The 13,973-nt window shown below is 69.8% G+C and carries 13 protein-coding genes and 1 pseudogene; 10 read left to right on the top strand and 4 right to left on the bottom strand.

The genetic code is table 11. The features are described from left to right. Positions 1 to 37: 37 nt before the first annotated feature. Complete coding sequence (locus tag AB0D12_RS30435) at positions 38 to 1,717, top strand: serine/threonine-protein kinase (protein WP_362689704.1); 1,680 nt, start codon at positions 38 to 40, stop codon at positions 1,715 to 1,717. 9 nt (positions 1,718 to 1,726) lie between these two features. Here AB0D12_RS30435 and AB0D12_RS30430 read toward each other — a convergent pair whose 3' ends face one another. Then, positions 1,727 to 2,536, bottom strand: a complete 810-nt coding sequence (locus AB0D12_RS30430; protein WP_362689701.1) for an SGNH/GDSL hydrolase family protein — start codon at positions 2,534 to 2,536, stop codon at positions 1,727 to 1,729. Positions 2,537 to 2,700: 164 nt separating this feature from the next. On the opposite strand from AB0D12_RS30430, the gene AB0D12_RS30425 reads away from it, so the two are divergent. The 5 genes from AB0D12_RS30425 to AB0D12_RS30405 all read left to right on the top strand — a co-directional run bounded on the left by AB0D12_RS30425 (position 2,701) and on the right by AB0D12_RS30405 (position 7,417). Further along, positions 2,701 to 3,144: a hypothetical protein gene (locus tag AB0D12_RS30425; protein ID WP_362689698.1), complete on the top strand. Its 444-nt coding sequence runs from the start codon at positions 2,701 to 2,703 to the stop codon at positions 3,142 to 3,144. Positions 3,145 to 3,502: 358 nt separating this feature from the next. Beyond that, the gene (locus AB0D12_RS30420) at positions 3,503 to 4,414 is read left to right on the top strand and encodes a glycosyltransferase family 2 protein (RefSeq protein ID WP_362689695.1); all 912 of its coding nucleotides are present in this window, start codon (positions 3,503 to 3,505) and stop codon (positions 4,412 to 4,414) included. Continuing rightward, positions 4,411 to 5,418 (top strand): glycosyltransferase family 2 protein, encoded by a 1,008-nt coding sequence (locus tag AB0D12_RS30415; protein ID WP_362689692.1) that lies wholly within the window; start codon positions 4,411 to 4,413, stop codon positions 5,416 to 5,418. Before AB0D12_RS30420 ends, AB0D12_RS30415 begins: the two co-directional genes overlap by 4 nt. A gap of 20 nt (positions 5,419 to 5,438) precedes the next feature. Then, positions 5,439 to 6,236 carry a polysaccharide deacetylase family protein gene (locus AB0D12_RS30410; protein ID WP_362689835.1) on the top strand — a complete coding sequence of 266 codons (798 nt, stop codon included), beginning with the start codon at positions 5,439 to 5,441 and terminating at the stop codon, positions 6,234 to 6,236. Between the two features lie 86 nt (positions 6,237 to 6,322). Continuing rightward, on the top strand, positions 6,323 to 7,417 hold the full coding sequence (locus AB0D12_RS30405) for a DUF5925 domain-containing protein (protein WP_362689689.1): 1,095 nt from the start codon (positions 6,323 to 6,325) through the stop codon (positions 7,415 to 7,417). A 497-nt stretch (positions 7,418 to 7,914) separates the two neighbouring features. Here the strand turns inward: AB0D12_RS30405 and AB0D12_RS30400 are convergent, their stop codons facing one another. Beyond that, entirely contained in the window at positions 7,915 to 8,289 is a 375-nt protein-coding gene (locus tag AB0D12_RS30400; RefSeq protein WP_362689687.1) for a GntR family transcriptional regulator, read from the bottom strand. A gap of 70 nt (positions 8,290 to 8,359) precedes the next feature. Between AB0D12_RS30400 and AB0D12_RS30395 the strand changes: the two genes are divergently transcribed. Both AB0D12_RS30395 and AB0D12_RS30390 read left to right on the top strand, forming a co-directional pair. Beyond that, a complete protein-coding gene (locus AB0D12_RS30395) occupies positions 8,360 to 9,280 on the top strand; it encodes a GNAT family N-acetyltransferase (RefSeq protein ID WP_362689684.1) in 921 nt (306 codons plus the stop codon). Beyond that, on the top strand, positions 9,261 to 9,761 hold the full coding sequence (locus AB0D12_RS30390; protein ID WP_362689682.1) for a DUF402 domain-containing protein: 501 nt from the start codon (positions 9,261 to 9,263) through the stop codon (positions 9,759 to 9,761). The genes AB0D12_RS30395 and AB0D12_RS30390 overlap by 20 nt, the downstream gene beginning before the upstream one ends. A 200-nt stretch (positions 9,762 to 9,961) precedes the next feature. On the opposite strand, the gene AB0D12_RS30385 is transcribed toward AB0D12_RS30390, so the two are convergent. Then, positions 9,962 to 10,843, bottom strand: a complete 882-nt coding sequence (locus AB0D12_RS30385) for an aminoglycoside phosphotransferase family protein (protein WP_362689679.1) — start codon at positions 10,841 to 10,843, stop codon at positions 9,962 to 9,964. A 244-nt stretch (positions 10,844 to 11,087) separates the two neighbouring features. Between AB0D12_RS30385 and AB0D12_RS30380 the strand changes: the two genes are divergently transcribed. Together AB0D12_RS30380 and AB0D12_RS30375 are read left to right on the top strand one after the other, a co-directional pair. Continuing rightward, entirely contained in the window at positions 11,088 to 12,359 is a 1,272-nt protein-coding gene (locus AB0D12_RS30380; RefSeq protein ID WP_362689676.1) for a hypothetical protein, read from the top strand. A gap of 236 nt (positions 12,360 to 12,595) precedes the next feature. After that, positions 12,596 to 13,264: a histone-like nucleoid-structuring protein Lsr2 gene (locus AB0D12_RS30375; RefSeq protein WP_362689673.1), complete on the top strand. Its 669-nt coding sequence runs from the start codon at positions 12,596 to 12,598 to the stop codon at positions 13,262 to 13,264. 106 nt (positions 13,265 to 13,370) lie between these two features. Here AB0D12_RS30375 and AB0D12_RS30370 read toward each other — a convergent pair. Further along, positions 13,371 to 13,670, bottom strand: a pseudogene (locus AB0D12_RS30370) (transposase); the annotation flags it as partial. Positions 13,671 to 13,973 lie beyond the last annotated feature (303 nt).

The raw sequence follows: 13,973 nt of genomic DNA, 5'->3' as shown, positions 1-13,973 counted from the left end.
CTTGGGGTAGTTGCTCTGCTACGGATGGGGGCTCGCTGTGAGCGAAGTGCCGGGCGATGAGCGGCTGGTCGCGGGGCGCTACCGACTGCTGAGCCCGCTGGGCGAGGGCGGGATGGGCGTCGTGTGGCGGGCCCGCGACGAAGTGCTGATACGCGAGGTCGCCGTCAAGGAGGTCCGCGCTCCCGCCGGACTCGGCGGTGCCGACGAGCAGCGGCTCTACGCACGCCTGGAGCGGGAGGCGTGGGCGGCGGGCCGGATCTCGCACCGCAATGTGGTGACCGTCTACGACGTGGCGACCGAGGACGGCCGGCCCTGGATCGTGATGGAGCTGGTGCGCGGACTCGCGCTCTCCGCTGTGCTCGACGCGGAGGGACCGATCGCCCCGCAGCGCGCGGCCCACATCGGCGCCGAGATTCTCGCGGCCCTGCGCGCCGCGCACGAGGCGGGTGTGCTGCACCGCGATGTGAAGCCGGGAAACGTACTCATCGCCAATGACGGCCGGGTGGTGCTCTCGGACTTCGGGATCGCCATGGTCGAGGGGACCTCCAATCTCACGATGACGGGCGAGCTGATCGGCTCTCCCGAATTCCTCGCGCCCGAGCGCGCGCTGGGGCGCACTCCGGGGCCCGAGTCGGATCTGTGGTCGCTCGGGGTACTGCTGTACGCCGCGGTCGAGGGCAACTCCCCGTTCCGGCAGAACACTCCGCTCAGCACGCTGCGCGCCGTCGTCGACGAGGAGCTGCCGCCGCCCCGCAGGGCCGGTGCGCTGGAGCCGGTCATCGCGGGGCTGCTGCGCAAGGATCCGGCGGACCGGCTCTCGGCGGCGGAGGCCGAGCATCAGCTGCGGGTGGTGGGCGCGGGTGGCGGCGCGCGTACCGCACCTCCCCCCTCCCCCGGTCCGTACAGCCCTACGGTGGCGGCCTCGCCGGCCGCACCGGCCCCGGGGCCTGCGTCGTTCGGTCCGCCGCCGACGCCCGCGACAACGGCGACGACGGGAGTGCCGCACGACCGCTCGCGGCAGGCGGCCACGGCGCTGGTCGCCGGTGTGGCGGTACTGCTTCTCGCGGTCGGCGGCCTCGCCTGGGCTCTGGTCAACAAGGGCAAGGACCCTGCCGGATCGGACAACAGCGGCAGCACGGCACCCGCGGGCGGGAATGCCGGCACCGCCAGTCCAGGCAGCACACACCCGAGCAGCAGCGGACCGGACGGCGGCACCACGGACGGCGGCACGGGCGCAGGTACGGACGGCGGGTCGGCCAACGCAGGCAATGGGTCCAACGCGGCCACTGGCGGCAACGGCGGCGCGCACACACCGCCGCAGAGCGTGAACGTCTACGCCCGGACCGTGCACGGAAGTTACTCGGGCAGTTGTCCGCCGCCCGAGGCGGAGGCACCGGCCTTCAGGGCGACGATCACGGTCGGGCGCATTCCGGCGGCTGTCGAGTACCGCTGGGCGACCAGGAGCGGGGAGAGCTCCGACTCCGGCTGGAAGACGCTGGACTTCGGGGCGGGGGGCGGCAGGCAGCAGCAGGTCAACCACATCGAGCTGACCTACGAGCCGAACGGGACACACCACGACCAGATCCGGGTGGAAATCCGGAGTCCGGTCGAGGTGCGCTCCAACTGGATCGACTTCTCGGTCACGTGTGCGCAGGAGACCCCGACGGACGGGGGCTCCTATACGGCGAACACATACGGAACGACAGGGTCGGGCTGACCGTGACGGTCAGGCGTGGGAGGTGAAGACGGGCAGGTAGCCGCCGGACTGTCCGGACGAGGTGGGGTGGTAGGACTCGCTGATGTTGAGCCAGTTGAGGCTGTGCAGCCAGGCCGACCCGGAGCAGATCTCGTGTCCGTTGAAGGCGGGTGCGACATCCGCGAAGTCGTAGCCGTGGTCGGCGGCGCGCTTCGCGATGGCGGCGTTGAGGTAGTTCGCGGCCCCGTTGATCGCGGACCGTTCGTTCTCGCTCAGTCCGGCGATGCAGCTGCCGCCGAGCTTGTAGAAGCGGGGGTACCCGAGGACGACGACCTGGGCCGCCGGGGCCTTGGATTTGATCGCCGAGTAGACCGAGTCGAGCTTGCCGGGCAGGGTCGAGTCGACGTAGCTCTTCGCCTGGTTGATCCGGTTGATGCAGCTGGACTCGGACTGCAGGACGCAGGTGGTCATGACGTCGGAGAAGCCGGCGTCGTTGCCGCCGATGGTGATCGAGACGAGGTCGGTCGCGGAGTTGAGGGGGCCGAGCTGACCGGCCGTGACATCACCCGTACGAGCGCCGGAGCAAGCGGTGAACCCGAACGACGAGGGTGAATGCGCGGCCGCCCAGAGCTTGGGATAGGCACGGCTGCTGCGCTTGCAGTTGCCGCTTGCGCTGTCGTAGCTGCCGGCCCCGAGACCCGATGAGTAGGAGTCGCCGAGGGCCACATAGTCGAGCGCCAGGGCGGTGTCCGAGGCTTGCGCCTGGCCGGCTCCGGTGAGAGCGAGGACGGCGCCGAGGAGGAGTGAGGATGAGAATGCCGCGATTCGGGACAGTTTCATGGAACCTCCCTTTAGCAGGATCTCTGCCACAACTTTCGTAGCAGGCCCCATACTTCACCGGAAGTGTCCATGCCAAGACTTTTCCGTGAGAACTTCTTGACGGAGCGTCGGCGACTGCGCAGCATTGAGACCTGGCATCCGACGCCTTGGGGGGCAAGTCGGTCATGCAGAACTTCAGAGACAAGCCGACAGCTGTCCGGACAGACCTGCTGCCGGTGCTCGCGGGCATCGCGGTCGCCATCTCGGGGGTGGGCGTCGCGCTGGCGCTCGCCGACGTCCAGTCGCCGCTGCGCGCGCCGTTCATCCTCTTCTTCCTGTTCGCCGGACCGGCCTGCGGCATCGCCGCGGCGCTGTCACGGGCGGCCCCGGCAGCCCGCGCCGCCACTGCAGCGGCCGGGGCGCTCGTCATCGATCTGCTGGTGGCTCAGACCAGGTCGTCCCCGCACACCCTGACGGTCGGCGGAGGGATCATCGCGGTGGCCGCGATCACCGCTCTGCTCTTCCTCCGGGCACTGGGCCGGCGAATGCGGAAGCCGGAACTCATCAACCCGGCGGATCGATTGACGAAAGGGATCAAGAAGATCCGATCGGGACGGTTCCACACCTGACCACCGAAGTGGTACCAAAAAAGTAAAAAAGCGGGGTCATGTCCCAGGTCTTGCCATACAGTCCTAATCATCAATACCGTCGTACATCCACCCGCAACGGTTCATCATGCAAAGCGGCTCTAGGGGAGGGCTCAAGCGTCGCGATGGATCCGGAGCGGGGCGCGGTAGGGGGGTGCCGTGCTCGGTTTTCGCGCTCATTCCGAGCCGTACACCGCGCGGCTTGTTTTGCCAGCTCACCCACCAGATAGGGAGCGTTATGCCGTCATGGCCGGGGTGAGAAGTACCCCCCTTTCAAACCGGAAACTCATCCGGACTGCCCGGGGGCGGGCGGTCCACCGGTGGAGAGGGAAACAGACTCATGAGCTCAGTCCTGCGCCCGGCCGCTCCGGGGCAAGATCCGTTCACTGAACCGTCGCACCACGCACCGTCGCACCATGAGGACAGCGCCGAAACAGCCGTTGATCCGGAAGGACCGGTGCGCGGAGTCGGCCGAATATCCGCCAACTACCGCCCGATCTCCTCGCATCTCGCGATCACCCCGCCCGTGAGCGTCGTGATCCCCGCCATGAATGAGGCGGAGAATCTTCCGTACGTCTTCAAGACCCTTCCCGACTGGATTCATGAAGTCGTTCTGGTCGACGGGAATTCCAGCGACAACACCGTTCAGGTCGCCCGCGAACTGTGGCCGGACGTCAAGGTCGTGAAGCAGGTCGGCAAGGGCAAAGGGGATGCCCTCATCAGCGGATTCGCCGCCTGCACCGGCGACATCATCGTGATGGTCGACGCCGACGGTTCGGCGGACGGCCAGGAGATCGTCTCGTATGTCTCCGCACTGGTCTCCGGCGCCGATTTCGCCAAGGGCTCGCGTTTCGCCAACGGCGGTGGCACCGACGACATGACTCCGATCCGCAAGCTCGGCAACTGGGTGCTGTGCGCGGTCGTCAACGCCAAGTTCGGGGCCCGCTACACCGATCTCTGCTACGGCTACAACGCCTTCTGGAAGCACTGCCTGGACAGCATCACGCTGGACTGCACCGGCTTCGAGATCGAGACCCTGATGAACATCCGGGTCGTCAAGGCCGGGCTGCGGGTCCAGGAGGTGCCAAGCCACGAGTACCTCCGCATCCACGGCGTCAGCAACCTCAGCGCCGTACGGGACGGACTGCGGGTCCTCAGAGTGATACTCAAGGAGAAAGGCGTGGGAAGAGCAGCCCGCCGTCGTGCGTCGGCGACGCTCAGCCTCAGGATTCCGCGGGGAGAGGCGTCTTGAGCGACCGCGCCTTCTCCGTGGTGATCTGCGTCTACACCGAGGACCGCTGGGAGGACATCCTGGCGGCCGTCGACTCGGTACGGGCCCAGTCACTGCCGGCTCTCGAGACGCTGCTCGTGGTCGACCACAACGCGGCGCTGCTCGAACGGCTCGGCAAGGAGTATAAGGAAAGCGCGGCAGACGGTGAGGAGGTGCGGGTGCTCGCCAATGCGGGCCCCCGCGGCCTCTCCGCCGGCCGCAACACGGGGATCGCCGCCGCCCGCGGCGAGTTTGTCGCTTTCCTCGACGACGACGCCGTGGCCGAGCGGGACTGGCTGCGCTACTTCGCCGAGGGATACGACGACCGGCAGGTGATGGCCGTCGGCGGGCGGACGATGGCCGCCTGGGCATCGGGCCGCCGACCGGTCTGGTTCCCCGAGGAGTTCGACTGGGTCGTCGGCTGTACCTACCGGGGGCTGCCGCCCGGCAAGGTGCGCGTCCGTAACGTCCTGGGCGGCAACGCCTCCTTCCGGCGCAGCGCCTTCGACGCCTCGGGCGGCTTCGCCACAGGGATCGGACGGGACGGCGACAAACGGCCGCTGGGCTGCGAGGAGACCGAGCTGTGCATCCGGCTCGCCAAGGCGCTGCCGGACGCGGTGCTCCTGATCGACGACCGAGCGGTGATCCACCACAAGGTGCCTGCCGTCCGGGAGCGGTTCGGCTACTTCCGCACCCGTGCCTACGCCGAGGGCCTCTCCAAGGCGCTCGTGGCCCGGAGTGTGGGCGCGGCCAGGGGACTCGAGTCCGAGCGCCGCTACACCACACGGGTCCTGCCGGCCGGAGTCGTGCGCGGGCTGCGCGACGTGGTGCTGGGGCGGCGGGGCGGTGCGGGCCGGGCGGGCGCGATCGTCACCGGGGTCGCGGCGGCGGCGGGCGGCTATGTGGTGGGGAGCGTGCGGGCCCGCCGGGGCGGCGCCACGTTCTCGTCCGGTCCCCTTGCTGCATCGCGAGGTGAACCCGAGTGAACCAGCCGGTGCCCATTCTGATGTACCACGCGGTCGGACACCGGCCGGCGAAGGCCGCGTACGGTCTCTCCGTCTCGCCCGACGCCTTCGCCGAGCAGATGGAGCTGCTCGGCGAGCGCGGGTTCACGCCGGTCACCACCGCGCAGCTGGGCGCTGCCTGGCGGTCGGGTGGCGGCCCGTTGCCGCGCCGCCCCGTGCTGATCACCTTCGACGACGGTTACGAGGGTGTGCACCGGCACGCCCTCCCCGCCCTCGCCAAACACGGCTTCGCGTCGACGCTGTTCGTCTCGACCGGGTGGCTGCGCGGCGCCTACGACAAGGGCGGTGCGCTCGACACCATGCTCGACTGGGACCAGGTGCGCGAACTGGCCGCCGCCGGCACGGAGATCGGCGGCCACACCCACACTCATCCGCAGCTCGATCAGCTCGACGACGGCCGCCTCTGGTACGAGACGGTCCGCTGCCGGGACATCATCGCCGACGAACTGGGCACCGGGCCGGTCTCCTTCGCCTATCCGTACGGCTATTCCAGCCGCCGGGTACGGCGTACGGTCCGCGCGGCCGGTTTCGCGCAGTCGCTCGCCGTGGGCAACGCTCTCGCCGTGCGCAGGCAGGGGCCGTACGCCCTGGAGCGGGTGACCGTGCGGCGCGGCACGGACATCGAGGAGTTCGAGCGGCTCGTCGTCGGCAGATCCATCGCCCGGAACTTCGCCAAGGACCGTGCGATGACCAAGGGTTATGCGCTGGTGCGCGGGGCCCGCAGGACGGGCGGGCAGCTCCGCCGGGCCGGTGGGCAGCTCCGCCGGGCCGGTGGCTGATGCCGGAACCGGCCGCCGGCCGGCCCCGTGCGCGCCACCGGTCAAAACACCGTGCGCTCAGCGGCCCCGTGCCGGATCATGGGCGCATGTCTGCCAAGCCTCAGGACGCTCTGCCGATCCGGCTCAACGTCGACGACAGCGATTCGCCTTCGGATGTCGTCGACGCGCTGTTCCTCGGCCGCTTCGCGACGGGCGAGCAGCCGTACTCCCACAGCTCCACCATCGACCGCGTCAAGCCCGGCGCCACACTGCTGCCGCCGGCCGCCTCCGTACTGCGCTCCGCGCGCGACGACGACCGCAGCGCCACTCTCGCCGAGGGGGACGGCTGGACGCTGCTGGTATCCCGCTGGAACCGGGGCGCCGACGTCACCGTCACGGCGGTCAGCTCAGAGCTGGCCGAGAAGGTCCTGGGCCAGGCGACGGACGGCGCCCACGACGAGCCGGAACCGCAGCCGGAGAACGTCACCATGGGGTTCTGGTACGTCTCGCCGCGGCGCGGTCCGCACCGCACCACGCGCCAGATCGCCGCGGGCACCTGGGAGGAGGTCCGGCCCAACTACACGGCGCCGGTGGCCGATGCGATGGACCAGCTGATGAAGGTCACGCCGGACGACATCTCCGGCCGGCTGCTCCTGCTCCACGGCCCGCCGGGCACCGGCAAGACCTCGGCGCTGCGGACCCTGGCCCGCTCCTGGCGTGACTGGTGCCAGGTCGACTGCGTACTCGACCCGGAGCGGCTCTTCAACGACGTCGGCTATCTGATGGACATCGCGATCGGCGAGGACGAGGGCACGTCGAAGGGCCGCTGGCGGCTGCTGCTGCTCGAGGACTGCGACGAGCTGATCCGCGGCGAGGCCAAGCACACCGCGGGCCAGGCGCTGTCCCGGCTGCTGAATCTCACGGACGGCCTGCTGGGCCAGGGTCGTAACGTCCTGGTGGGCGTGACGACCAACGAGGACCTGGAACGCCTCCACCCGGCAGTGGTCCGCCCGGGGCGCTGTCTGGCCCGGATCGAGGTGGGCTCGCTGACCCGCAAGGAGTCGGTGAACTGGCTGGGCACGGAGGAGGGCGTGGGCCGCGAGGGCGCGACGCTGGCCGAGCTGTACGCACTGCGCCGCGGCAGCAGCCCGGCCTCGGTCCCGGCCCAGAACGACGGCGCCGACGCGGGCTTGTACCTGTGAGCAGGGGTGGTGCGTCGTGAGCGCGCCGCGCCGCTGTCGTACGGCGTGAGCGTGACGGCGCGAGCACGGTGCCCCCGCCGGCGTACAGCGCGAGCACGGGCGACGCGAGTGCGACGCCCGCTGACGTACGGCGGAGCCGGACGCCGCGGGTACGGTGCCCCGGTCGCCGTACAGCGCGAGCACGGACGACGTGAGTACGGCGCCCGCTGGCGTAGAGCTGAGCCGGACGCCGCGAGTACGAACGCCGCGTGCACGGCACCCGCTGGCATACGGCGAAGCCGGACGGCGCGAGTAACGGTGCCCCCGTCGCCGTACAGCGCGGGCACGGCCGGCGCGAGTGCGACGCCCGCTGACGTACGGCGAAGCCGGACGCCGCGAGCACGGTGCCGCGCCCTCGCATGGCGCGAGCCCCGTCGGCGCGAGCCCACAGCCGCGCCACCGCTCAGCGTGCGCCCGGACGCGTGAGCCCGGGGCCCGCAAGCGGCGTCGGACTCCTCCTACTTCCCGTACGCCGCGCGCAGCGCTTCCTCCACCGCCGACTGCGCGGCGGCGCGGGTCAGGCCCAGGCGATGCGCCTGCTCGGCGTACGCCGCCGCGGCCGCGGCCGTCCGGCGCTCGGCCGCGTCGCCCGCAGCCGCGATGAACGTGCCGTTCCGGCCTCGGGTCTCGATCACTCCGTCGGTCTCCAGCGCGCGGTACGCCTTGGCAACGGTGTTGGGGGCGAGCCCGAGGTCCTCGGCAAGCCCGCGCACAGTCGGCAGTTTGTAGCCCACCGGCAGTGCGCCCGACCGCGCCTGCTCGGAAACCTGGGTACGCAGCTGTTCGTACGGAGCGACATCCGCATCGGCATCAATGGCGATCTTCAGGGTCACCCGCCGATTCTCTCTCACCGCCGGAAAATGAGAGGCGACGCCACCCGGCGGGCACGTACCGTCCCTACCCATGACCTTGATCGTCCGCGATTTCCGCCTCGATGACGCCGCATCGGTGTCCCGCGTCAGGCGTGCCGCGCTCCCTTACATGGTGACGACACCCGAGGCCGTCGCCTTCGGTGTGCAGTCCGCCAACCCCGCCAAGAAGTACCGGCTGTTGATCGCCGAGAAGGACGGGGAGATCATCGGCACGGCCCATGTCGGCATCGCGTACGACTCCGGTGAGCCGGGTCAGTCGTTCGTCACTCCGCACGTCCACCCGGAGCACCGCGGCCAAGGCGCGGGTGCGCTGATTCTGCGCGCCGCCGAGGAGCATCTGACAGCCGAGGGCGCGAGGACCGTCTATGCCTGGGTGATGGACGAGCCGGGGTCCCGAGCCTTCGCGGAGAAGCACGGCTACCGGCCGACCCGTCCGGCCCACTTCCAGCGTCTTGACCTGGCGAACGGCACGCTGCCGCCGATGCCCGAGCTGCCCGCGGGCGTCGAGCTGCGTACCGCCGCGGACTTCGAGGCCGATCCGCGGCCGATGTTCAGGGCCGATGCCGAGGCCACGTCGGACGAGCCCAGCGACATCGGCGCGGACTTCGACGACTACGACGACTGGATCACCCACACCTGGAACAACCCCCTGCTCGACCGCGATCTGAGCACGGTCGTGCTCGTGGACGGCGAGGTCGCTGCCTTCACAGCGGCCCACTCGGACGGCAGCACCCGCTATATGTCCGGCATGACGGGCACGTTGCGCGCCCACCGCGGGCGGGGATTCGCGAAGCTCGCCAAGACCGACTCGCTGCGCCGCGCCCGCGCGGCGGGCTACACGGAGGCGTTCACCAGCAATGACGCGGACAATGGCCCCATGCTGGCGATCAACAAGTGGTTCGGCTACGAGATCTGCGCGACGGAGGTACGTCATGTCCGCACCCTCGGTTGAGGTGCGGCTGGTCAAGGCCGGCCGGACCAAGATCCGCTATCCCGCCGAGCTGGTCGAGGACAACGGCGACCGCATCACGGTCCGCGCGCCGTGGGCGGGTGCGGGTGCGGGGACGCGCGACTTCGGCTTCGTACGGTTCGAGCCGGGCGATGTCTTCACCGAGTACTACTGGCGGACCCGCTGGTACGCGGTGAAGGAGGTCCGCGCCGGGGACGGCACGTTGAAGGGCTGGTACTGCGACATCACCCGCCCTGCCGTCCTCGACGGCGGCGAGCTGGTCGTCGAGGACCTGGACCTCGATCTGTGGGTGTCGGCGGACCTGTCGTCCGTACTGCGCCTGGACGAGGACGAGTTCGAGGAGAGCGGCCTGGCGGCGCGCGACCCGGAGGCGGCGGACCGAGCCGTCCGGGCACTCGACGAGCTCGAACTCCTCGCCCGTGACGGCGAGTTGACCGGACTGCTCGGTCACACCGGCTCGTAGGCCGCACTCGCGGGGCTCACTCAGTGGTCCGATGGCCGGACCGGCAACTTGCGGTAGTGAATCCGGTCGTACGGTCCGTCCACGCGCCGCTCCACCACCTCGTACCCGTACCGCGGATAGCGGCATGGCCGCCTGAGCCACACCACGCGCCCGGAGCGCCGCCGCCCGCTGGCCTGGCTCCGGTCCGATCGCGTTCCGCCTTATGGGGCGTGCTCGTGATCGGCGAGCACTTCGTGAATCACGTGTCGCGCGGTGGCCGCCATCACGGGATTCGAGTCCCGGTAGTACGGAAGCTCGATGAGCGCGATCGACAGCGCCCAGGTCGCGTCATCGACCCGCAGGCCGGCCCGGAAGACGTTCCTCGTGTCGGCGGTCAGCAGGCTCCACGCCACGATCAGGTCGACGGCCGGATCACCCACGCCCAGGCATCCGAAGTCGATGACGGCGCTGAGCTGTCCACGGACGGTCAGCACATTCCCGGGTTGCAGATCTCCGTGGACCCATACGGCAGGGCCAGGCCATTCGGGGGCCTGCAGAGCCAGATCCCACGCGGCGTTCGCCGTGTCGGTGTCGATGACTCCGTGCAGTTCCCGGATCGCGGCGCGCGTCGGAGCGTCTCGCGTCGCCAGGGGTACGCCGCGGTCCGCAGGAGGCCCGTCCACGGGATCGATCCGGTGCAACGCGGCGACGAACTCCGCCAGATCCTTTGCGAGCAGGCCGGGTTCGGCGATGCGGCCGACGGCCGGGGTCTCGCCGTCGAGCCAGCGGTAGACGGACCAGGGCCAGGGGTAGCCCTCGGCGGGCATTCCCTTCTCGAGCGGGACGGGAATCGCAACCGGAAGCGGCAGGGCAAGCCGCGGCAGCCACTCGTACTCCCTCTCCACGTCAGCGACGGCCCACTCGACGCGCGGGAGTCGTACGGCCATGTCCTCGCCGAGCCGGTACATGGCGTTGCACGTCCCGGCGGAGTCGACCAACTCGACGGGGAGGTCAGCCCACTGCGGAAACTGCGCGGCGAGCAGTCGGCGCACAAGAGATTCGTCGATGTCCACCTCGTCGGCATGCATCTTGCCAGCGCACATGAGCACCTTCTGAACGGGAGTGGCAGGTGGCTGATGTTGGGGGGCAGGCCAACCTCCGCGACTCGACCCGATCGCGCATCACCCACCAACACCAAGATTTTTGATTGTAGGACCAGGCAACCTGGACAGCCGACTCGTCCTCCTAAATACCGCATGGGCGCACAGACATTCTGTCGGCATCGGTCGCAGAGGGTCCCTGAACGCTGCCCGTTGATACGAACAGACGCGGGAGCGGGCAGCAAGAATGCAGGAACGTACAGCACCGTCGGCCAACAAGCGGCTGCTCAGCGTGGACTCTGCCCGCGCCATCGCCGTGTTCGCCATGTTCGCCGCGCACATCGGCCCCCCGGTGAGGCCCGAGGGCGCGGGTTATCTCCTGGTCGCGTTCGACGGGCGCGCGCCCGCCATCTTCACCCTGATCGCGGGTCTCTCCCTCACTCTCTCCCGCGGCGGCACAAAGCCCCGCGCGCAGCCGACCGGGGCGCTGCCCGGCACCCTCATTCGGTGTGCCGTACTCGCGGCGCTCGGGTTGGCGCTGACGGAGCTGAGGTCGGGGATAGCGGTGATACTCACGTTTTTCGCGATCTATTTCCTGGCCGCCGAGCCGCTCGCCCGTCTGCGCACCCGTGCACTGATCGCGGTCGCCACAGTCTCCGTGGTCCTCGGTCCCGTCCTGTCGTACGCCCTGGGGCCGTACTTCGGTTACCGCATCATCGGTCGCGGCCGCTACCCCGGCTTCGAAGCCGTCACCAGCTGGTCCGGCTTCGGCGACGCGCTGGATACGCTGCTGCTGTCCGGCGCGTACCCCTGGCTGACCTACTTCCCTTACGTGGTCGTCGGCATGGCACTGGGCCGGGTCGCAAACCTGAGCCGGCCCGGCATCGCCGGCCGCCTCATCGGTTGGGGAGCGCTGACCACGCTCGCCGGGCACGGGCTGTCCGCGCTGGCTCTGGGGCCCGGCGGCGGGCGCGAGGTGCTGCTGCGGGCGATCGCCCACAGCCACGCGTTCGCTGTGAATGGCCCCGATCCGGTGCAGGCCGTGCTCGCCAAACAGGCGGGCGCGATACCCAGCACCTCCTGGGCCTGGCTGTTGGTCGACGATCCCTACAGCCAGACGCCCTTCGAGACCGTCGCCAACATCGGGTTCAGCTGGGTGCTTATCGGCCTCGCCGTGGCCGCCTGCCGCCTTCACGTGCTCGAACTGCTCCTGCGCCCGCTGGCCGTCGTCGGGACGATGGGCCTGTCGGTGTACGCCGCTCACGTCCTCGCGCGGGCCGAGCTGCAACCGCAGCACGGTTGGCCGACCCTGGGCGCGTTCTGCGGCGTCTCGCTGGTGGGGTGTGTCATCTGGGCGTACGCCTTCCGCGCCACTTCGCTCAGGCGCGGGCCGCTGGAATGGGCCCTTCAGGCGATCACGCCGAACCGGAAGGCACCGACTCCCGAGAGCAGAGCGACCCCGGAGACACCCACTCCCGAGAACAAAGCGACCCTGGAGGCATCCAGCCCGCGCGGATGACGCGGCACGGGCCGCCCTGGCCGTCGTCAACTGCTCCACCGGGCCTCCAGGTTCCGGGCGAAGGGGCGCGAGCCCGACCCCAGCCGCCTGCGCGACTCCCGGTACATCACCCCCGACCCGCTCGGCCTCGCCCCCGCTGTCAACCACTACGCCTACGTACCCAACCCCTTTACCCTGGCCGACCCGCTGGGCCTCGCGCACGCCGCCCAGCAAGCGCGACGCCGCCGAGGACACCAGTGACCGCACTCACCCAGCTCTGCCCACCACCCCCACGCCCATCCCGCCCCGTCAACTGGAATAGCGTCGAAGCCGGCCTCGGCATGCGGCTCCCCGAGGACTACAAGCAGCTCGCAGCCACCTATGGTCCCGGAGTCTTCTGCAACTACATCCACATCTACCACCCCCACGGCATCACCGAATGGGTCGACCTCACCGGCCCCATGCCCGCCCGGATCCGCACACAGCTGCAAGTCGACTACGACCACGGCACGCACCCCGTCCCCTATGACCCGCAGCACCTCTTCGCCATCGGCGGCACCGACAACGGCGAATACCTCTTCTGGATCACCGAGCCGCAGGACGCCCCCGACACCTGGCGCATCGCCGTAAACGAAGCCCGCGGACCCCGCTGGTTCACCTTCGACGGCACCCTCACCCAATTCCTCACATCCGTCCTCAGCGGAGAGACAACCGTCCCCCCGTTCCCCAAGGACCTCCTCGAGCAGGCGACTTGCTTCACCCCCTCAGACCCCACCCTCTGGACACCCGCGCAGCCCCCACCCAGGCCACCCGTCGCCGGCAACACCATCAGAGAATGGGCACGCGCCAACGGCTACCAAGTACCCGACGGCGGACGTATCCCGGCCGCAATCCGCGAAGCATGGGAACGGGCCAACCCCGCCTGAGACCGCCAGCAGCCGCACCCCGACATCCCGGCGCGGCAGCGGCGGGAACAGACGCTCCGGGATGAGCACTGATCAGCCGTTCTGGCCGCCCCGTTGAAGCCGCTGCGACCCATGCGGTCTGATGGCCGGCGTCCAGGAAACGGGCGACCATGCGGGCTGCCGGCTCCGGTTTGGTGGCGAAGGGGGTCTCCCCGCCGAGCCCTGCGGCGCGGCAGCTGTCGGGGTCGGCGGTCCACGAGCGCGGAACGTACAGTTCACGGTCCACTGCGGCGTGCCCGCGCCGACCGGCGTAGACGAGGTAGACAGCAACTCGGGCGTTCTCAATCCTGCCCGCAGTGCCGGTGTACGGCCGAATTTGCTTGCGGTAGACCTTCTCGGTGGTGCGAGGCGCGCCCTTGCGAGTCAAATGGAACAGCGGAGAAACCGATCCCGCTGGCCCAGATCCCCCTTCTCCCTGCAACCGGGCGTGCTTCGGCGGGACCAAACAACGACCACGGGTGGCACGACCCCTGTGGGGTTGAAGACAGTCTCCACCGGGATCGGCCTGCCGGTCCGACAGCTGTTCCCGTGGGTGAGGGCCGGGTGTGACAGCCGCGGACAGCCGAGGGGCCGGCCGGCGCAGTGTGGCCCGGGTGGACCAACAACGACCGTCAACCGCCGGTCCCTCGCAGGTCAACGGGCCTCGTTCATACGGGGTCGCAGGTGGCGA

This window comes from Streptomyces sp. NPDC048479, from assembly GCF_040651435.1.
GTDB lineage: Bacteria > Actinomycetota > Actinomycetes > Streptomycetales > Streptomycetaceae > Streptomyces.
This window is presented reverse-complemented; position numbering and strand designations above follow the sequence as displayed.